This window comes from uncultured Psychrobacillus sp., assembly GCF_938022135.1.
Lineage (GTDB): Bacteria > Bacillota > Bacilli > Bacillales_A > Planococcaceae > Psychrobacillus.
The window spans coordinates 1-19394 of record NZ_CALIED010000082.1; the positions used below are offsets into that span (position 1 = coordinate 1).

Consider the following 19394-nt stretch of genomic DNA (forward strand, 5'->3'; position numbering starts at 1 on the left):
CTTGTTGATGCTGTATGTCTTAACGTTTTGCATGTTCAGTTTTCAATGTTCATTGCGTCGTTTGTTTTGACGACTTTATTATCTTATCAAATCTGATTATCAATGTCAACAACTTTTTAAAATTTGTTTTTCGAAATCAGAAGTAAAAGTAACAACTTGATTACTATACCACCCTTTTAAACTATTCGTCAACACTATTTTTAATAAAATACCCTCAAAAATAATAACAATTTATTCTGATAAGTCTATTATAACTTTATAGACCTATATACTATGCGTGCTATTTAACAGCTAAGGGTGCAATATCGTCCCAAACGTATACCAACTCATTTAGGTGCACTCCTCCTATTTCTACTATTATACTATCGACCTTCTTTGCACCAAGCTTTTCATAAAAGTATTTTGAAGGGTTGTCTTCTAGAACTAGCACTAACATAGTAATGACCCCCTGGTTGGTTAGCTCTTTTACTATAGGTTCGATTAATAACTTACCGATACCTGCTCCCTGATATTCTTTTAAAATGTAGATCGCATAAATTTCCCCATTATAATTAGAATAGTTCCCGCTCCGTTCCTTCCCGCCAGAAACAAAGCCCACGATTTGATTGTTTTCAGCTTCAGCTACATAAACTCCCCCGTTCGGAATAGCAGAAAACCAGTAATCCGCTCTCTTGTCAAAAGACAGGTTATTTAAAAAGTCCTCCGGTACAATATTGACATAAGTAGTCTTCCAGCTTTCCACATGAACTTTGGCAATTCCTTGTGCATCTGAGGGTACTGCTTTTCTTATATGTATCACTATCAACTTCCTCCAAACTTAAAGTGAGTTTCTTCTATTAGAGTATATTTCTATCTCTATACTCTATATCCCTCTTAAAAACCAAAAAAAGAGAGGCATGAGCCCCTCTTTATATCATTCTATTCTATAAGAATATGAAATAGCCTACAAATACTACCCACATGCCATACATGATTGGATGAATTTCTTTTATGCGACCTGCAACAATCATAGTAATTGGATAGAAGATAAATCCAATAGCGATACCAGTTGCTATAGAATAGGTTAACGGCATTGCTATAATTACAAAGAAGGCTGGTACTGCAATCTCAAAACGTTTCCAGTCTATTTGACCAATAGAAGAAACCATTAGTACCCCAACAATAATTAATGCTGGTGCTGTTACATAAGAAGTAATGACATCTAACAGTGGGAAAAAGAATAAAGAAAGTAAGAACAGAACCCCTGTTACGACTGAGGCGAACCCAGTTCTTGCTCCCGCAGCTACACCAGCTGTTGACTCTACATAAGAAGTAGTAGTGGATGTTCCGGAAACAGCTCCTGCTACTGTAGCAATAGAATCCGCTAATAATGCTTTACCAGCACGAGGTAATTTTTCACCCTTCATTAATCCTGCCTGATTTGCTACCGAGATTAAAGTACCTGCAGTATCAAAGAAATCTACGAACAAGAATGTTAACACAACAATTAAAAATTGAGCTGTCAGTAGTGCGGCTGGGTCTTCAAAAAATACGTCAAATGCAGCACCGAAAGTTGGAGCCATTGAAGGAACACTGCCTACTACAGCATCTGGGATTGGTACTAAGCTTAAAACCATCCCTACGATTGCAGTAATTAACATACCGTAGAAAATACCGCCTTTAACTCCTTTAACCATCATAATTACAGTAATTACAAGTCCAAAGATTGTCAATAGAATGTTAGGGTCTGTTAAATCACCTAAGCCAGCTACTGTATTTGGATTGGAAACGATAATCTTAGAGTTTTGTAGGCCGACAAATGTGATAAATAAACCGATACCTGCTCCTACTGCGTATTTCAACTCAGATGGTATAGCATTAATAATCGTTTCTCTTATTCCCGAGAGAGATAAGCAGATAAAGATGAGACCAGAGAACAGGACGCCTGTTAAAGCGATTTGCCATGGAATTTCGAACTCAAGTACAACTGTGTAAGCAAAGAATGCATTTAATCCCATACCTGGTGCAAGTGCAATTGGGTATCTAGCCAGCACACCCATTAATATAGATCCGATCGCTGCAGCAATAGCTGTTGCAGTAAACACAGATCCTTTATCCATGTACATAAACTCTGGTAACCCTTCGATTGTTTCAAGTGATAAAGTCATCGGGTTAACCACTAAGATATAAGCCATTGCCAAGAATGTTGTCAAACCACCTATAATCTCACGGCGATAGTTTGTTCCTAATTCCTCAAAACGAAAATACTTTTTCATAAGTTCCTCCATTTTTTATCGCGACAACGAAAAAAAGTATACTACCATTTCTGGTCGTATACCTCTACTATCCCCAATAAGTGAATATAAATAAGCATCACTCATCGTAGTCGGATCATTTACGGTGATCCGGTAGAGACTTTTGGGCCTTATTCCCAACGTTATACGACGACATAATTAAATTATGTAGTAAATATAACATCGAATTATGACGAAATCAATAGAAAAACCGAACATTTTTTTCATTAACCAAATAATAGTTCGTTTTCTGCTAATAGGTAAAGCAATTTTTGAAGGAAAATAGACCTATTCTATTACAAATAAAAAACTTGAAAACCATTAAATCAGTTTCCAAGCTCTTCACTAGTTGTTATTTAACGTCATTACCGGGCCTATTCATCCCTTTAAAAAACTTATTCAAGATAGACATGGTCTTCCTATGTTTACATTCTTATTATTTATCTGTTTGTTTTTGCTTGTTCTTCAAATACTCTGTACGTATTTTTTCAAGTTGCTGCTTTTTATCAAATTTAGCTGGCTTTTGTTTTTCATGATACTTGGCCACGGCCGCCTTACCTTTTGTATCCAATTGATATTTTCCCATTTTTTCACCTACTTTTCTTAACCCTTATAGAGAATCTGTTCAACAAATATAATATTTATCTTACTGAAGTTAACCTTATACTTTATATTCCCCGCTAACGTTCCATATATCAGTAAAAACATTAAAAACTTAGTATAACAGTTCATCGCCAAAAGGTATTCATATACTTACCTTTACAATCTTAAATAAGATTATTCAATTAAACATCATCTTTCAACTATTTTAACCAAATAAAAATCCCCTTTTAGTTATCTGTTATCAATAACTAAAAGAGGATTTAATATTTGAGATATGTTAATCACAAGGTATGACTGTGTTTATAATTAAATACAGTCCTATTCCCACTCAATCGTAGCTGGTGGTTTACTCGTAATGTCATACAGCACGCGGTTGATGTGTGGCACTTCATTTACTAATCGAACAGATACCTTTTCTAGTACGTCCCATGGGATACGTGCCCAGTCAGATGTCATACCGTCGATAGAGGTAACTGCACGGATACCAATTGCGTAATCGTAAGTTCTTGCGTCACCCATTACACCAACGCTGCGGATATCAGGAAGTACAGTGAAGTATTGCCAGATATCGCGGTCTAAGCCTGCCTTAGCTATTTCTTCGCGTAGGATTGCATCCGATTCACGTACGATTGCTAGTTTTTCTTCTGTTACTTCTCCTAGAACTCGGATAGCTAGTCCAGGACCAGGGAATGGTTGGCGCCATACGATTTCATCAGCTAAGCCTAGCTCTGAGCCTAATGCACGAACCTCATCTTTGAATAAAGTTTTCAAAGGCTCAATTAGTTTGAACTGCATGTCCTCTGGAAGTCCACCAACATTATGATGAGATTTGATCGTTTGAGCAGTAGCTGTTCCACTTTCAATGATATCTGTGTACAGTGTTCCTTGCGCAAGGAAATCCATACCTTCTAATTTAGACGCTTCATCATCGAATACATAAATAAATTCATTACCAATAATTTTACGTTTTTTCTCTGGATCAGAAACTCCAGCTAATTTATTCATAAAACGCTCACGTGCATCAATTTTTATTACGTTCATATTGAAGCCCTCAGAGAAGGTTTTCATTACACCTTCCGCTTCATCCTTACGAAGTAGATTATGGTCTACGAACATACAAGTAAGCTGGTCACCAATTGCTTTATGGATAAGGACTGCAACTACTGAGGAATCTACTCCTCCACTTAGCGCACATAGAACTTTCTTGTCCCCAACTGTTTCACGAATTTTTTCGATTTCCATTTCAATGAAACTTTCCATTGACCAATCGCCTTTTGCCTTACAAACGTCAAATACGAATTGGCGAAGTAGCTCTAGACCGTAAATAGAGTGACGTACTTCTGGGTGGAATTGTACCGCATATAAGCCTTTTTCAACATTTGCCATTGCAGCAACATCACAAGATGGGCTTGTCGCAATCACATCAAAGCCTTCTGGTGCAGCAGTTACATGATCTCCGTGACTCATCCAAACTACATGCTTAGAAGGAAGGTCGCCAAATAATGCTGTCGGATTCTTAATGTCAATCTCTGCTCTACCGTATTCTCTTGAAAAAGCCTTTTCTACTTTTCCGCCAAATTGATAAGCCATTAACTGCATACCATAGCAAATTCCTAGAATAGGTATATTCAAATCATAGATTGCCTCATCGATATGAAAAGCATTCGTATCATATACAGAGTTAGGTCCACCTGAAAAAATGATACCAGTGGCGTTCATTTTTTTAATATCCTCGGCAGTTACAGTATGGGGATGTAATTCACTATACACTCCAAACTCACGAATCCGACGAGTGATTAACTGATTGTACTGACTGCCGAAATCTAGAACGACAATTTTTTCTTGTTCTTTCAACAATGGAGTTGAAGACATATGCATTCCACCTCTTCTATATATATTTATCCCAATCCGTTAAACCCAATACGTATTAAAAAAACGCGTGCGAAAGTTCCTCTTTCTACGCGTTTTTGCTTTCTACATTAAAAGGTGAATGCAGATGTCCTTAAAAAAGACATGACTGCATTCACCTTCATAGTCAAGTTATTAACGGTAACTTGGTAGAAACATCCGAACCATATTATCGGACATATACGAGGGCAACTTGGTCAAATTTAATTTGACTTCAGTTTACAGGTTGTTGAGGGTAAAATCAACCGCTTATACGATTGATTAAATATTCCCAACTTTCTCTAATCGACGCATAATTAATCTCCGTTTTATTGTTCCCATAAAAGCCCTGTTGATACACCTTGGTTAGATCAGTCATATGGTTGGTACCGATATCCTTGTCCACTTTTTTAGCAAAGTCCAATAAGGTTTGTCCTTGCTCTCTTCGCATTCCATGGAGACTTAGCTGCTGTAGAAGCTGATGATACATTTTCTCGAAAGAGTTCCAATCATTTTTACGCATTCTACCTACTGGTATTAATACCTTAGGCAACCACTTTCCGCGACGACTATATGCAAACAGGCTTATGATCCCAAGAATTATAAGACCCCAAATGATAGCTGCCTTTCTTTCCGCCATCCATTCTAAAGTATCTTGAAGGAAGGTCGTTAAGCTAAAGGAAACATCATCATCTTTTTTTCCTGTTGCAGCTTGCTCCTCTGGTTTCTCCTCCTGTTGTTCTGGAGTCTGAGGTTCATCAGTCTGTGACTCTATATCGTATATAACATTGGCACTTGAGGAAAAGCCAATGGTTGGCTCAAATGTTATCCACCCTACGTTTGGAAAATAAGCCTCTACCCACGAGTGTGCATTATTATTCGTAACTTCATAAACACTTCCAAGACCTTCTACATTCGCTCGTTCTCCAGGAGCAAACCCTTTAACCCATCGTGCAGGGATATCAAGGGAGCGTAGAAGGACAACCATTGAAGTTGAAAAGTTATCACAGTAGCCCACCTTTGTTTCAAATAAAAACTGATCTACATAATCGGTGTCGCCCCTTGGAACAGCAGCCATCGTTTGATTGTAGCTAAAGTTATTCCCTCTGAAATAGCGTTCAATATTAAGTGCCTTATCATAGAGACTTATCCGATCTTCCGTAATGCTGACGGCAAGCTCTTTTACTCTCTCTGGTAGTGTGTCAGGCAGCTGTAAATATCGCTGCAATTCAGCAGGCACCAAACTTAAATCTTCTACAGAGGTTTCCCGCATCGCTTTAAGACTATAACTAGGCTCACTAAATGTCACATTGTAATCCCATAGAACAGAATTACTGCTATTAAGAACAGAAATTTTTTGGGTGAGTGGATTACTTGTAAACAAAGCTTCTTCATTCGTTTGTATGCTTTTCATACCATAAGGCTGAAGAATTAATGGAAATTCTTGCGCCAACATTATATTAGCTTCCTCCGTATATTCTTCTGCTCCGGGTGGGAAATCCGTTTCAAATAGTTCTCCACTCCCAAAGCTTAGTAAAGGTGTCTCTTCCTCGGATTGTACCCAACCTTTAGAGGTATAAGTATCTTTGGTTTCAACCTTCCAGTATTGCGGGGTATCAGTCTTTGCCCAAAAAACAGGCGTATCATCACTTTGGAAAGCTCCTCCTAATTGCTCATCGTTTTCTCCGTAGCCAACCCTCTTCACACCATTTACACTAGCTCCATTCCCTTCACGCTCATCTACTTCAAGTGTAGAGGTAGTAAAAAAAGGGACAGGATCGGGCCATATCGGACCTGCTTTTGGCATTGCATATGCCGTTATACCACTGATCATAACTAATACGATTAAACTAGTAATAGAAGCTGTGACAAAGGTTCCTCTAATAGAGACTTGATTTTCTTTTATTAATTTTTGTATATAGAGTAATCCCATAATGATAAACCCAGAAATTAATGTAATGACTATAGAATTCTTAGCATTGTAAGGACTGAATGTATCCAAAATAGTGATAAATAAAACGGTCAGTATGAAAAACAATAAAATTGTCTTTCTAATGGTGATCCAATAGTTTAGTAAATAGGTAGTCATCCAAAGTAGAGCAAAAAACAAAAAGGTCCGAAACGGATCCGTTATTGCTCCCCATTCCTGGCTAAAAATAGAGACAAAGTTGTGTTGAAGTGATTCACTTAAATAATTCAATGAATCTCTAGATAAAAAAGAATAATCCGTGTAGATATGAACAATGGTCCAACTGATAAACACTAGCTTGATCGGTATAGTAACCTTCCAGTTAAGCTTTATAAAGTAAAAAAAGAAGGATACAGACAGATATATGACAAACAATGATAAGTGGTCGGTATTAGTCAATTCCATAACTGGCTTCAACCATTCTACTATTAAAAAACAGGTGAACGTATAAATTAGGAAGGAAATGATTCCTTGCAGGAAGTTATCTTTCATGAACGATTCACCTCCATAAACGCTTGGGCAAAACGGTCCTTTGTAATATTATGAGCGTCTACCCCTCTACTTTTCGCGTATTGGTAAAGTGCAGTTTCATTTTTATTTGGTTTCTCGTTTTTGTTTTTTACGACAAAGCACCTACATAAACGTAAGTTTCCTGCGTTACGGTTTATCCCATCAATCCACTCATGTGTTAGCTCACTTGTTATATATAATAACGAAGTTGCTTGAGCTAATGCTGGCTCCTGAGATATGACTTGTTCAATAGGCTTGTTTAAATCAGGTTGCACTTTTGTTAAATGATATAAGACTTGATGTAGCTGGGTCTCATTCTCTACATTTGGCAAGAAGAAACGATCTTCTCCAAGAGATAAAAATGCACTGCTGGCTTGATGGCGAACAATGGCCTGCATAATAGAGGCAGATAAATCTACGACGTCCTCAAACATAGGAGTCAACGTTCGATCGATTAAGATGAACAAATCTTGAGATTGACGATCTTCAAATTCCTTAGTTTTAAGAGTTTGGGTACGGGCAAATGACTTCCAATGTATCCAAGAAACTCGATCACCAGGCTGATAGGAACGTACCCCTGTCGCCATAGTCGTATCCTTCATCACTTGAATTCTTGATGCAGCTGCTCCCTGATCATACCTAGTTTCCATTGGAATATAAATCATATCTGTTAGATTCGGAAAGACTAGTAAGGTTTTTGGATTCGAAATAAAAATACTTTTTTTCATCCATCCAAACAGATCGCTCACTTCAATTGTTGTCCCCTCTAATACATGCTCACCGCGTGGCATATGTTCTATTTCATACGTCCAGGTAAACTCTTTTTTTATTCCCCAAAAGACAAGCTGTCTTCTTGACCCTGTATGCCTAAGAGAAGGTCCGACCCTTTCCTCAAACCACACAAACAACAGAGGAAAACGATTATTTCTTGTCACCCTGACCGTGGCAGAAAATCTTCCCCCGCTATACACTTTTCGTGTTTCAATTATCCTCTCTGCTTCTATCTTAGAGAGTGGGTAAAAAAACAGTAGAATTGAGTATATAGAGAGAGGAACAATGAGGTAAAAAAGAAACCAACTGACGAAGCCCCCCTGAAACATTGCATACACAAATGCCACCACCAAGAGAAGAAGGATACCAATAAAACCTTTATACTTCTTTAATCCTTCTGTCCGCTCAATCATCCGTGTACCTTCCTCTTGATAGGGACAGGAGTTCGTTTAACAATACGGGAAAGTACTTCCTCAGAAGAAATACCATCATACCTTGCCTCAGGACGAAGAATAACACGGTGCCCAAAAACAAATGGCAATAAATATTGAATATCATCTGGAATCACGTAATCTCTTCCCTGTAGTAAGGCATAGGCCTGAGAGGCACGCATCAACGCAATGGATGCTCGAGGGCTCACTCCAAGATAAACATAAGTATCTACTCGTGTTCTATTAGCTAAATCCACAATATATCCCTTCATTGTCAAATCTACGCTAACATTTTTTACTTGTTTCTGGAGGTGAATAAGCTCTTCAAGAGAAACTACTGGCTGGAGGCTATCAATAGGAGATGCATGCTCTAATCTATTTAACACTTCAATCTCTTCATGTTGATTAGGGTAGCCCATTTTTAATCTCAACAAAAATCTGTCTAGCTGAGCCTCAGGTAAAGGATATGTACCCTCATGCTCAATTGGATTTTGGGTAGCCATAACAAAAAATGGCTTTGGAAGCGGCATCGTAATGCCGTCAATTGTAACGGAAGCTTCTTCCATTCCTTCTAGTAATGCTGATTGTGTTTTCGGGGACGTACGGTTGATCTCGTCTGCTAACACAATGTTCCCAAGAATAGGTCCTGGTCGAAACTCAAATTCCATTTCTTTGGGGTTATATATGGAGACTCCTAATACGTCGGATGGTAATAAGTCAGGAGTAAATTGAATTCTTTTAAAATCGGCCCCGATAGATTTAGCGAGCGCACGAACCATCATGGTTTTTCCCACTCCAGGAACATCCTCGAGCAAAACATGTCCATCTGCCAAAAGAGATACAACTGCTAATTCTGCAATGTCTTTCTTCCCTATCATTACTTTTTCTATATTAGAAATAATTGCTTCTATCTGTAATTTTTCATTCATCTGTTTTCCCCCAAAATTATCATTAAATGATTAGTTAGAAAATTTTTATAATACAGTATAAGCATAACCAAAAAAGGAAGATAAAACAATTTAAATTATTTTTTCTATTGTATTAAAAGCGCTTTACTAAACCAAAAAGAAACTAGGGAAAACTCTACTCAAAATACATAGTTGAGCAAAGTTCCCGATGCTTTCCATTTAGATTATAAGGGTGTATTACTTACTTTGTTTGAATTTTTGTTATAATCCTCATAAGGAGAGAGTAGGCGTTGGATAATGAAGAAAACTAATATACCTCTTAGTCTTATTATATTTTTGGGGTTAATACTTACAATACTTGTAACTTTATTCATAATATTACCCATATATTTATTGTTCTTTTTAGATGGATCACCAGATGAATATAAAAAATATGATAAAGGAGTTACTATAGAGGTAAATAATTTTAGTGATCAAAATCTACCCGATCTTCAATTTTCATATAGCGGGAATCAGACTGATTTTATAGAGTTAGGAACCATAAAAAGTCTCGATCCTGGAAAAACGGGTAAAATTACTGGTAGCAGTAAAGAAATGAAAACAAATGATATAAGCGTATATTTACACTACTACATTGAAGATAGCGAACAAAAAGAAGATAGTATTCTTTATTTTTATACAAGACAACCTCCAAAAGCTGTCGCTATTTTAAACATCTATGAAGTAGATTCAAAAGGATATTTAAAATATGAGTTGTCTGGTTATAATGGCTGGTCGAAATTTGGGCCAGAGGAAAGAAGTGAAAAATAAAACGCAAAAAGAGAAATTCCACAGTGCAATTTCTCTTTTTGCGTAAACTTAAACTAATTATGTCTCAGACACTATTATTTTTTCCAGAAGTCGTCAAAAATTGTTATTGGTAATTGTCGTTTGTGTTCAGAACGATCATAGAAGCCAATGATTTTCTCTTCTATTTCTGGAGACACATTCTTACCTTCTAGGTAATCATCAATATCATCGTAGCTCACTCCAAGTGCAACCTCATCCGGTAGAGCTGGACGATTTTCCTCTAGGTCGGCTGTCGGAACTTTAGTGTAGAGATGCTGTGGTGCACCGAGATGCTTTAGCAATTGCTTCCCTTGTCTTTTATTGAGACGGAAGATTGGGGTTAAGTCTACTCCACCATCACCATATTTAGTATAAAAGCCAGTGACCGCTTCGGCCGCATGATCTGTACCTAGTACTACACCGTTATATGTTGCAGCTATAGAATACTGAGCCTTCATACGTTCTCTCGCTTTTTCATTTCCTTTTGCAAAATCACTAAGTGTTATGCCTGCTTCCTTCAACGCACGGTCACTTGCGTCTACGGCTTCCTTAATATTAATGGTTACACGCTTGCTTGGCTGAATAAAGTTCAGTGCATCCTGACGATCAGATTCATCAAATTGCACCCCGTATGGCAAACTAACCGCGATAAATGAATACGTGCCTGCTCCCATTTCGTCATTCAACTCATTCACTGCCATTTGGGCAAGCTTGCCCACTAAAGTGGAGTCTTGGCCACCTGAAATACCTAAAACCATACTTTTTAAAAATGGATGCTTCTTTAAATAGTCTTTCATAAAATCGATACTTATACGAGCTTCCTCTTTTGGATCAATCTCCGGCTTTACTTTTAAGGCTTCGATAATTTCTCTTTGTTTGTCAGACATCTTAAATCCCTCCATTGTTTGAAATAAGATTTTGCTCCATTTCCTTCACTTCTTGAATGTTACGCATTTTATTGTCCCAGCACTTCTGGCTTAAATCAACAGGGTATTCCTCTGGATTAAGAGAACGCTTATATTCCTCCCAAAGTAAATCCAAATTATCATGAGCATAATTCCGAATTTCCGCTAGATCTGGGTTATTATAAATTACTGTCCCGTTTTCGATTACCTTTACATGTAAATCCTTAGCCTCAAAGTTCGTGACAAATTTAGAAACGAATGTATGGACAGGGTGAAACATTTTTAGACGTTCCTCATGAGCAGGGTCTTCATCATGCATAGCAATGTAATCACCCTCGGCTTTACCGTTTTCCTTATCTATAATACGGAAGAGCTTTTTCTGCCCAGGAGTAGTAACTTTTTCAGTAGTAGAGGAGATTTTGATAGTATCCTCCATTACCCCTGCTTCATTTTCAATAGATACAATTTTATATACAGCACCAAGTGCAGGCTGGTCATATCCTGTAATCAGCTTAGTGCCAATACCCCAGCTGTCTACCTTTGCTCCCTGAGCCTTTAAGTTCAAAATAGTATACTCGTCTAAATCATTAGAAACGATTATTTTAGCATTTGGAAACCCTGCTGCATCTAGCATTTTTCTAGCTTCCTTCGATAAGAACGAGATATCTCCTGAATCTAAGCGAATACCGATGAAATTTATCTTATCCCCTAGCTCTTTAGCTACTTTAATAGCAGTTGGCACACCTGTTTTCAAGGTATTATATGTATCTACGAGGAAAACACAGTCCTTGTGTCTTTTTGCATATGAGTGGAAGGCATCATACTCACTTTTATATGCTTGCACCATAGAATGTGCATGTGTTCCAGAGACAGGGATACCAAACATTTTGCCAGCGCGAACATTACTAGTCGCCTCAATCCCTCCGATAAAGGCTGCACGAGTTCCCCAAATTGCAGCATCCATTTCTTGAGCACGTCGAGAGCCAAATTCCATTGCCACTTCGTCCTTGACGACCTGTTTAATACGAGATCCTTTAGTAGCAATTAACGTTTGATAATTCACGATATTAAGCAAAGCGGTCTCTACTAATTGTGCCTCTGCTAGAGTAGATTCCACTCGAATAATTGGCTCATTAGGAAATACTAATTCCCCTTCTTTCATCGAATAAACATCACCAGTAAAACGAACCGTTTTTAAGTAATCTATAAAATCATCACGATACCCTAGTCCATTTTGCAAGTACTCTAAATCGCTTTCCGAAAAATGAAAATCTCTTAAGTATTCCAGACATCTTTCTAGGCCAGCAAAAATGCCATAACCATTCCCAAAAGGAAGTTTTCGGAAAAATAATTCAAACACTGCTTTTCTCTCATGCATATTATCAGCCCAGTAGGCCTCCACCATATTTATCTGATATAAATCAGTATGTAATGCTAAACTGTCATCGGCATAAATTTTTTTCATGATGATCTCCTTCTAATAACTATTGAACTTAGTATACACTATTTACCCTTTCGCATGGAAAATTAACCACAACAAAGCCAGCCCCCTAACAGGACTGGCTAAACTGCCTATCTTATTATTTACCTAAAGGAGAGATGGCCGTCAAGACATAATCCGCAACTGCATCTATTTCCTCTTGGGTTAATGTCTCATTAAACGAAGGCATAGTAGTTCCTCCATTAGTTATTCGATCTATTACGTTTTCTCTGTTTTCTGCAAATTTACTATCTTGAAGATTTGGCCCATTGTGTCCATTGGCACCTTGATCTCCATGACAAGCTATGCAGCTGTTTGTATAAACAGAAAGACCAAAGTCAGAACTAACTGTTGCTCCTTCCGTTTCTTCATTCACACTTACCTTTTCTTTAACAGAGCCATCAATCACTTGCCCTTCAGGTAAGCTACCTCCAAGCTTAAAGGTATATATTTTATCTCCATGCTTCGATCCCGCTAAAGCATTGCCTGCCGCATAAATAGAAATATACTGCTCTCCGTCTATTTCATATGTGATAGAAGGAGCATTGGCCCCCGCATCCATCATATACTCCCATAATTGGTTACCTGTTTTTGCATCAAAGGCTATCAGCCTTCCATCGTTGTGACCTACAAAAACTAGATTCCCCTTAGTTGTTAATACTCCACTGTATGCTTGTGCATCCCAATTTTGCTGCCAAACTATTTTATTTGTTTTCACATCTAACGCAGTGACTGTACCTCTTACAGGTGCATTAGAAACTGGCTGCATTATGCTTCCTATATACATAGAACCCTCTTCGAACGCTTCATCTTCTTGTCTTGCAAAGGAAAAATAATTATCATTCCCTAGCACATAGAATAACTCTGTATCCGGATTGTAAGCAGAAGGTGGCCAATTTGCTCCGCCTGCTGGACCCGGCTTAAGTGTGATTGGTTCCTCCCAGAAAGGAGTAAATATGTCTCCTATTTGCCCTTCAAATGTATCTCCTAAGTCTTTATCAACGTCATCCTGAAAAACTCCTTGAGGAACGAATGCATCCCCAACTGGGAACGGTTGTGTAGGAGAGGTTTTTTGTTCTGCCAATTGTGGAACGGGCTTTTCTTCAATACCAATAAGCGGTGTCCCGTCGGTTCGATCTAAGAAATACACCCAGCCAGTTTTCCCTGCCTGGCCAAGTCCTTTTCTCATCACACCATCTTTTTCTACGTCAAACAAAACAACAGGATTGGCTGGATCCATATCCCATATATCATGATGCACCTCTTGGAAGTGCCAAACATAGTCTCCATTTTCTGCATTTACAGCAACAACCGAGTTAGCATATAAATTATCACCCTCTCGGTTGCTTCCATCTAAGTCGGGTGCTGTATTGCCAGTAGCAAAGTAAATATATCCAAGCTCAGGATCTACAGCTGGAGTATTCCAAACAGGTCCTCCACCAGTCAACCAAGAATCATTGTCTGGCCAAGTATCGCCATTTATATCACCTGGACCTGGTATGGTATAGAATCTCCATACTTCGTATCCTAAATCCGCATCATACGCCATTACGCGACCACGGATTCCATATTCACCTCCTGCCACTCCGGTGTAAACCTTACCATTATAATAAAGAGGGGCACTAGTGACGGTATAGCCTTCCTCCCATTCTGCAACCTTTGTCTCCCATTGCAATTCTCCCGTTTTTTGATCCAAAGCGATAAGACGTGCATCTAGTAGACCTGCATATACTTTCCCATCTCCTACAGCTAGACCTCGCGTTGTCCAACCACAGCATACAGTATCCATCTCTTGGCTAATATCCGGCTCGTAGGCCCATATCAGTTCTCCAGTTTTGGCATCTAAAGCAAATATATCATTAGCACCCGTTGCCACATACATAATTCCATCCACGACTAATGGAGTTGCCTCTCCTGAATACTTAGGCTCTGCTCCAGAACCTAAACTAGTTACCCAGGTTGGCTTTAAATCTCCAATGTTCTCTGATGTAATTTGATCGAGTACCGAATATCTCCTATTATAGTAATCTCCACCGTGAGTCACCCATTCTTTAGAAGAGTATTCTACTTTAACATTAGGATTTGAAGGACTCGGAGTCGTCTTTCCTTCTACCTGTGGCTCTTCTTGTTCAATCTCCGTAACTACGTCAACCTCCTCTCGCTCCACAGACCGTTCTTCCTTATCCTTATCAGCAATAAGGTACAAACCAAACAAAACAACCATAGCAATACAACTACCTATAAATATTTGAAATATGACCGATGACTCTCTTCTTCTCCGCATTTCAATCCTCCCTTCTTTCTTTCGAACTACTAAAGAAAATAGATTTAATACTCTATAAAATATGCGTACCAATTAGGATTAATTCTCTCGGAAGGAAATACAATCACATATTTAATAAATATAAGTAATGGAACGGCCGATAAGTTTCCTGTCGTATTCAAATCTCTCTATAAGATAAAATATGCTATAGATTTCCACTATGCTATCTCTGAGTTTAGAATGCTAAACTCCTTAAAACCGCAAAAAAACTACCTAAGTTTTTCTTAGGTAGTTTTAACAGGTCAAATTATTTAGTTAGATCTTGGCAGCCCTTATAGATTAGGTTAAATAGTTCTTCAATGTCCTCTTCTTCTACACAAGAGAAGGCTACACGAATATCAGTTGTATTACTAGCAATAACGCCAACACCATATTGATCTAGTAAATGTAAACGAAGCTTTTCTGCATCTAAACCATGAAGTTTTAAGCACATAAAATAGCCAGAGTTAAATGGATAGTACGTCCAGTAAGCATCAAATCTTGCATCTGCAAGCACTTCTTTTGTTTTAGTTGCTCTTCCTAGCATAATATTGAACTTCTCTTGTTTTTCCTTTTGGAAGTCATCTGATTGAAGCGACTCTAAAATCATCGTTTGGGAAATATGGGAACCACTTGAGATGGTACCTCGAATAATACCCTTTGTCTTTTGCTCTAGTGCGTCTAATACGTCTGGAGAAGCAGCATAGGTGATAAAACCAACCCGGAGACCCCAAACGTAATTTTCTTTCGTTGCCCCATCTACTTTAATAGGTAATATATTAGAATGGGCACCCGCTAGTAGGGCAAATAGTGATTCCTTCATAGAATCCTCATAAAAAAGACCGAAATAGGCATCATCTAATACCACTACTATATCTAAACCGCCATCAGCCGCTTCCTTCAAGGCCTCGACAATTGCTTCTCCTTCTTGAACAGATGGAGTAAAGCCAGTAGGATTGTTAGGAAAGTTTAATAATACAATAGCTTTTCCTGTCTGCTTTAAAAGTGTAGCTCGGAAGCCTTCTACGTCAAAGCCACCATTTTCATTAAATAGAGGGAAAGTTTCCACCTTTCCTCCTCTTCTTATTTGAAAGACTGTATTGTAATTACCCCAGTATTGATCGGGGGTAATTACTACATCACCAGGATTCATAAATAAATCGGCAACAATACTTAGTCCATGAGTTAATGCATTAGTAACAATCGGTAATCCAAAGTTTTTCCCTTGTAAAGAGGGGTTGTCGATCAGTAGTTTTTCCTTCCAAGCAGAACGAAGTGCCTCCTTCCCTTGGGGTGGAGCATATGGATAAATGTCGCTAGGACTATAATCTAATTTATCTTGAATATGACGAAAATGCATAGGGTCTCCATTTTCAATAGCAATCCCAATAGTAGCATTAAAGCGATGTGCTTTTTTTCCAGCTTCTGCACTTTGACTTAATATTCCTTTTGGATAGTATAGATTTTTGCCTAAATCGGATAACATATTAAAAATTGCAGGATTTTCTTTTTGCATTTTCTCATTTAATTGGACAGCTAAAGCATTCATCTATTGGTACCTCCAGAATTTTTCTATTTTAAACACATTGTACTCTATTTTATTAAGGGATAGTATCCTTTCCCTTAATATATTGAATATTTTATAAGCTATTCATGACATTTCGTCCTTTATTTCTAATAAAATGGGACAATGATCGCTACCTAACACATCTGCGTCAATCGAAGCACTGATCAGTCGAGGGATTAACCTTTCGGATGCTATAAAATAATCAATGCGCCACCCGATATTGCGCTCCCTCACCTTACTCATGTATGACCACCACGTGTACGCGCCCTCTTGGTCTGGATGGAAGTATCGGTAGGTATCGACAAACCCTTCTGCCAATAACGAGGTCATCTTCCCTCTTTCCTCTGTCGTAAATCCTGAATTACCTTTATTGGACTTAGCATTTTTCAAATCTATTTCAGCGTGAGCCACGTTTAAATCTCCACACATGAGAACAGGCTTTATAGTATCTAACTGCTTTAAATATGTACGCATGTCGTCTTCCCACTCTAATCGATAAGCAAGTCTTGTTAAATCACGTTTGGCATTTGGAGTGTAAACATTCACTAAATAGAAATCCTCGAACTCCATTGTAATAATGCGTCCTTCATCTTCGGTTTCTAAATCTCCTACTCCATATTTAACTGAAATAGGTTTAATCTTTGTAAAGATAGCAGTTCCCGAGTACCCTTTTTTCAATGCATAGTTCCAATACTGCTCATAACCATCTAAAGCAAGTGAGATTTGACCTTCTTGCAGCTTGGTTTCCTGAAGGCATACAACATCAGCATCTACCTTTTGAAAGTAATCTAAAAATCCTTTATTTACACAGGCTCTCAGCCCATTGACATTCCACGAAACGAACTTCACTTTAGTACCTCCTAAATAAGAAAGCGCTTAAATACATAATGAGAGGTAGCTGAGACATCTATTATAAAGAGCTTCACACATACGACTCAAAAACTAAGCGCACTATATAACTCTTTTATTATAGAGGGAAACTAAAAGGTCTGTAAATTAACAAGGAAACCAATGTATAGTAAGCCATTTTCGAGGCAACCTAACTTGTACTATTTAATAGCATGCGAGATATAGTAAAGACTAACAACTGGAGGAACTGTTTATGACTAAACGTTTTAATGAAAAGGTAATTATTATAACTGGAGCTGGTTCAGGTCTAGGACAGGTCACTGCCATAACCTTGGCGAAAGATGGAGCTAAACTGACACTGGTAGATTTAAATAGCAATGGCCTAGAGGAAACTAAAAGTCGTATCCTAGAAGTGGCACCAAATACTGAATTACTCCTAGTTACAGCAAACGTTGCAGAAGAGGCAGCAGTTAAAAACTATGTGGATGAAACAGTTAACAAGTTTGGACGAATAGATGGATTTTTCAACAATGCTGGAATAGAGGGCAAGCAAAACCTGACAGAGGATTTCGGTATCGAAGAGTTTCACAAGGTCGTGAATGTTAATCTAAACGGAGTATTTTATGGCTTAAAATATGTACTAGCTGAGATGAAAAAAAATGGAGCTGGTTCTGTAGTAAACACGGCATCTGTCGGCGGTATTCGTGGTGTCGGCAATCAGTCGGGTTACTCTGCTAGTAAACACGGTGTAGTCGGCCTTACTAGAAACTCTGGTATTGAATATGGTCAATTCGGTATTAATATTAATGCAATTGCTCCTGGTGCCATCATGACTCCTATGGTAGAAGCTTCTTTAAAGCAAATTGGTGGAGAAGAAGGCTGGGAAGAGGCTGGAAAAGCATTTGTTTCCGTTAACCCTATGAAACGTTTCGGTAGACCTCAAGAGGTAGCAAACGTTGTTGCATTCTTGTTATCTGATGAATCTAAGTTTGTAAATGCGTGCGTTATTACAATCGATGGTGGACAATCCTATAAATATTAAAAGGAAAGACCGAACGCTACTTAGCAATCGGTCTTTTTACTTTCAGCTAAAATCCTTTTACTTCTTAGATGCTTTCATCAACAAATAGATGATTCCTGTTAAAATAGCTACACCAAAAACAACTACTAATAGACTGATCAATAAAGCTACAAAGCTCATTGTCACAACTCCTTTTATATCACCATTTAGAATAGCTTCGCTTAATCTATTTTTTCTTTAAGCAATTATTTTCTCTAGCTCCTCTATACTATCAACAATGTAAGTAGCACTCGCATGCTCCAACTCTTCAGACGATCCAAATCCATACGTTACCCCTATGGAATCTATGCCCGTTAAATTAGCTCCAATCATATCATGCTTTCTATCTCCAATCATGACAAAACTATCCTTCGTTTTATCCTGAAACTCGTCTAGAACATATTGTATGATTTCTGCCTTAGCTGACCTAGTTCCATCTAATTCACTACCAGCCACTACATCAAAGTAATCTTCAATTTGGAAATACTTTAAAATTTCGATAGCAAATACCGTAGGCTTAGAGGTTGCAACTGCAAGCTTTTTCCCTGTCGCTTTTAACTTTTCCAACAACGGGATAATGTCCTTGTAAAGTTCATTCTCATACATGCCAGTTTCTATAAATCTCTCTCTATAAAAAGCAATGGCTTGGTGGCATTGATTTTCATTAAAGCCATAATGATCTGCAAAAGAAATCTGTAATGGTGGTCCGATAAAGCACTCTAACTTTTCAAGATCCTTCTCCAAAATCCCCATTTTTTCTAACCCATATTGGATAGAGGTTGTAATTCCTATTTTAGGATCTGACAACGTTCCGTCCAAATCAAATAAGATAATCTCATATTTCCTCATACTTCCCCCTCTTTTCTCTTTTAATTAGCTTACTACCATTATATCTAAATAGTCTTTCTTTTTTTTAAAATAAATGGCTATGTTAAAGGTTAGGGTTGATTTATGATGCAAGAAATCTTAAAGCATAGAGTAGAATTGATTTCCGCCCCAGCCGGACGCTTTCTTACCCTTAGTCAAGTATTTTTATCTTTATTACTGGGAT

The 19394-nt window shown here is 38.0% G+C and carries 15 protein-coding genes and 2 riboswitches; of the genes, 2 read left to right on the forward strand and 13 right to left on the reverse strand.

Annotated features, from left to right (window positions below):
• Positions 1–280 precede the first annotated feature (280 nt).
• The 7 genes from Q0371_RS16785 to Q0371_RS16815 form a co-directional block, all read right to left on the reverse strand.
• A complete protein-coding gene (locus Q0371_RS16785) occupies positions 281–799 on the reverse strand; it encodes a GNAT family N-acetyltransferase (protein ID WP_366518612.1) in 519 nt (172 codons plus the stop codon).
• 124 nt (positions 800–923) lie between these two features.
• A complete protein-coding gene (locus tag Q0371_RS16790; protein WP_298473210.1) occupies positions 924–2255 on the reverse strand; it encodes an NCS2 family permease in 1332 nt (443 codons plus the stop codon).
• A gap of 87 nt (positions 2256–2342) precedes the next feature.
• Positions 2343–2444: riboswitch (purine riboswitch) on the reverse strand.
• A 265-nt stretch (positions 2445–2709) separates the two neighbouring features.
• Positions 2710–2859 (reverse strand): hypothetical protein, encoded by a 150-nt coding sequence (locus Q0371_RS16795; RefSeq protein ID WP_251557058.1) that lies wholly within the window; start codon positions 2857–2859, stop codon positions 2710–2712.
• 335 nt (positions 2860–3194) lie between these two features.
• Positions 3195–4748, reverse strand: a complete 1554-nt coding sequence (guaA, locus tag Q0371_RS16800; RefSeq protein WP_169360492.1) for a glutamine-hydrolyzing GMP synthase — start codon at positions 4746–4748, stop codon at positions 3195–3197.
• A 140-nt stretch (positions 4749–4888) separates the two neighbouring features.
• Positions 4889–4990: riboswitch (purine riboswitch) on the reverse strand.
• Positions 4991–5025: 35 nt separating this feature from the next.
• Positions 5026–7224 carry a transglutaminase family protein gene (locus Q0371_RS16805; RefSeq protein WP_298473215.1) on the reverse strand — a complete coding sequence of 733 codons (2199 nt, stop codon included), beginning with the start codon at positions 7222–7224 and terminating at the stop codon, positions 5026–5028.
• Positions 7221–8426 (reverse strand): DUF58 domain-containing protein, encoded by a 1206-nt coding sequence (locus Q0371_RS16810; protein WP_298473218.1) that lies wholly within the window; start codon positions 8424–8426, stop codon positions 7221–7223. The genes Q0371_RS16805 and Q0371_RS16810 overlap by 4 nt, the downstream gene beginning before the upstream one ends.
• Positions 8423–9373, reverse strand: a complete 951-nt coding sequence (locus Q0371_RS16815) for a MoxR family ATPase (protein ID WP_169360495.1) — start codon at positions 9371–9373, stop codon at positions 8423–8425. The genes Q0371_RS16810 and Q0371_RS16815 overlap by 4 nt, the downstream gene beginning before the upstream one ends.
• A 276-nt stretch (positions 9374–9649) precedes the next feature.
• Between Q0371_RS16815 and Q0371_RS16820 the strand changes: the two genes are divergently transcribed.
• Positions 9650–10162, forward strand: a complete 513-nt coding sequence (locus Q0371_RS16820) for a hypothetical protein (RefSeq protein WP_298473223.1) — start codon at positions 9650–9652, stop codon at positions 10160–10162.
• A 74-nt stretch (positions 10163–10236) separates the two neighbouring features.
• Here Q0371_RS16820 and nadE read toward each other — a convergent pair whose 3' ends face one another.
• The 5 genes from nadE to Q0371_RS16845 all read right to left on the reverse strand — a co-directional run bounded on the left by nadE (position 10237) and on the right by Q0371_RS16845 (position 17283).
• The gene (gene nadE, locus Q0371_RS16825; RefSeq protein WP_298473225.1) at positions 10237–11067 is read right to left on the reverse strand and encodes an ammonia-dependent NAD(+) synthetase; all 831 of its coding nucleotides are present in this window, start codon (positions 11065–11067) and stop codon (positions 10237–10239) included.
• Between the two features lies 1 nt (position 11068).
• Positions 11069–12550, reverse strand: coding sequence for a nicotinate phosphoribosyltransferase (locus tag Q0371_RS16830; RefSeq protein ID WP_298473228.1), 1482 nt, complete (start codon positions 12548–12550; stop codon positions 11069–11071).
• 115 nt (positions 12551–12665) lie between these two features.
• Positions 12666–14849: a PQQ-binding-like beta-propeller repeat protein gene (locus Q0371_RS16835; protein ID WP_298473231.1), complete on the reverse strand. Its 2184-nt coding sequence runs from the start codon at positions 14847–14849 to the stop codon at positions 12666–12668.
• Between the two features lie 286 nt (positions 14850–15135).
• Complete coding sequence (locus Q0371_RS16840; RefSeq protein ID WP_298473235.1) at positions 15136–16416, reverse strand: aminotransferase class I/II-fold pyridoxal phosphate-dependent enzyme; 1281 nt, start codon at positions 16414–16416, stop codon at positions 15136–15138.
• A 102-nt stretch (positions 16417–16518) separates the two neighbouring features.
• Positions 16519–17283: an exodeoxyribonuclease III gene (locus Q0371_RS16845; protein WP_298473238.1), complete on the reverse strand. Its 765-nt coding sequence runs from the start codon at positions 17281–17283 to the stop codon at positions 16519–16521.
• Between the two features lie 253 nt (positions 17284–17536).
• On the opposite strand from Q0371_RS16845, the gene Q0371_RS16850 reads away from it, so the two are divergent.
• Positions 17537–18325: an SDR family oxidoreductase gene (locus tag Q0371_RS16850; protein WP_169360501.1), complete on the forward strand. Its 789-nt coding sequence runs from the start codon at positions 17537–17539 to the stop codon at positions 18323–18325.
• Between the two features lie 216 nt (positions 18326–18541).
• On the opposite strand, the gene Q0371_RS16855 is transcribed toward Q0371_RS16850, so the two are convergent.
• Entirely contained in the window at positions 18542–19192 is a 651-nt protein-coding gene (locus Q0371_RS16855) for an HAD family hydrolase (RefSeq protein WP_298473241.1), read from the reverse strand.
• Between the last annotated feature and the right edge of the window lie 202 nt (positions 19193–19394).

Bases quoted from the DNA above. Each gene is read 5' to 3' on its own strand.
- Q0371_RS16810 (WP_298473218.1), bottom strand. From the start codon at position 8,426: ATGATTGAGCGGACAGAAGGATTAAAGAAGTATAAAGGTTTTATTGGT.
- Q0371_RS16795 (WP_251557058.1), bottom strand. From the start codon at position 2,859: ATGGGAAAATATCAATTGGATACAAAAGGTAAGGCGGCCGTGGCCAAG.
- Q0371_RS16855 (WP_298473241.1), bottom strand. From the start codon at position 19,192: ATGAGGAAATATGAGATTATCTTATTTGATTTGGACGGAACGTTGTCA.
- guaA (WP_169360492.1), bottom strand. From the start codon at position 4,748: ATGTCTTCAACTCCATTGTTGAAAGAACAAGAAAAAATTGTCGTTCTA.
- Q0371_RS16850 (WP_169360501.1), top strand. From the start codon at position 17,537: ATGACTAAACGTTTTAATGAAAAGGTAATTATTATAACTGGAGCTGGT.
- Q0371_RS16815 (WP_169360495.1), bottom strand. From the start codon at position 9,373: ATGAATGAAAAATTACAGATAGAAGCAATTATTTCTAATATAGAAAAA.
- Q0371_RS16830 (WP_298473228.1), bottom strand. From the start codon at position 12,550: ATGAAAAAAATTTATGCCGATGACAGTTTAGCATTACATACTGATTTA.
- Q0371_RS16820 (WP_298473223.1), top strand. From the start codon at position 9,650: ATGAAGAAAACTAATATACCTCTTAGTCTTATTATATTTTTGGGGTTA.
- nadE (WP_298473225.1), bottom strand. From the start codon at position 11,067: ATGTCTGACAAACAAAGAGAAATTATCGAAGCCTTAAAAGTAAAGCCG.
- Q0371_RS16790 (WP_298473210.1), bottom strand. From the start codon at position 2,255: ATGAAAAAGTATTTTCGTTTTGAGGAATTAGGAACAAACTATCGCCGT.
- Q0371_RS16840 (WP_298473235.1), bottom strand. From the start codon at position 16,416: ATGAATGCTTTAGCTGTCCAATTAAATGAGAAAATGCAAAAAGAAAAT.
- Q0371_RS16835 (WP_298473231.1), bottom strand. From the start codon at position 14,849: ATGCGGAGAAGAAGAGAGTCATCGGTCATATTTCAAATATTTATAGGT.
- Q0371_RS16805 (WP_298473215.1), bottom strand. From the start codon at position 7,224: ATGAAAGATAACTTCCTGCAAGGAATCATTTCCTTCCTAATTTATACG.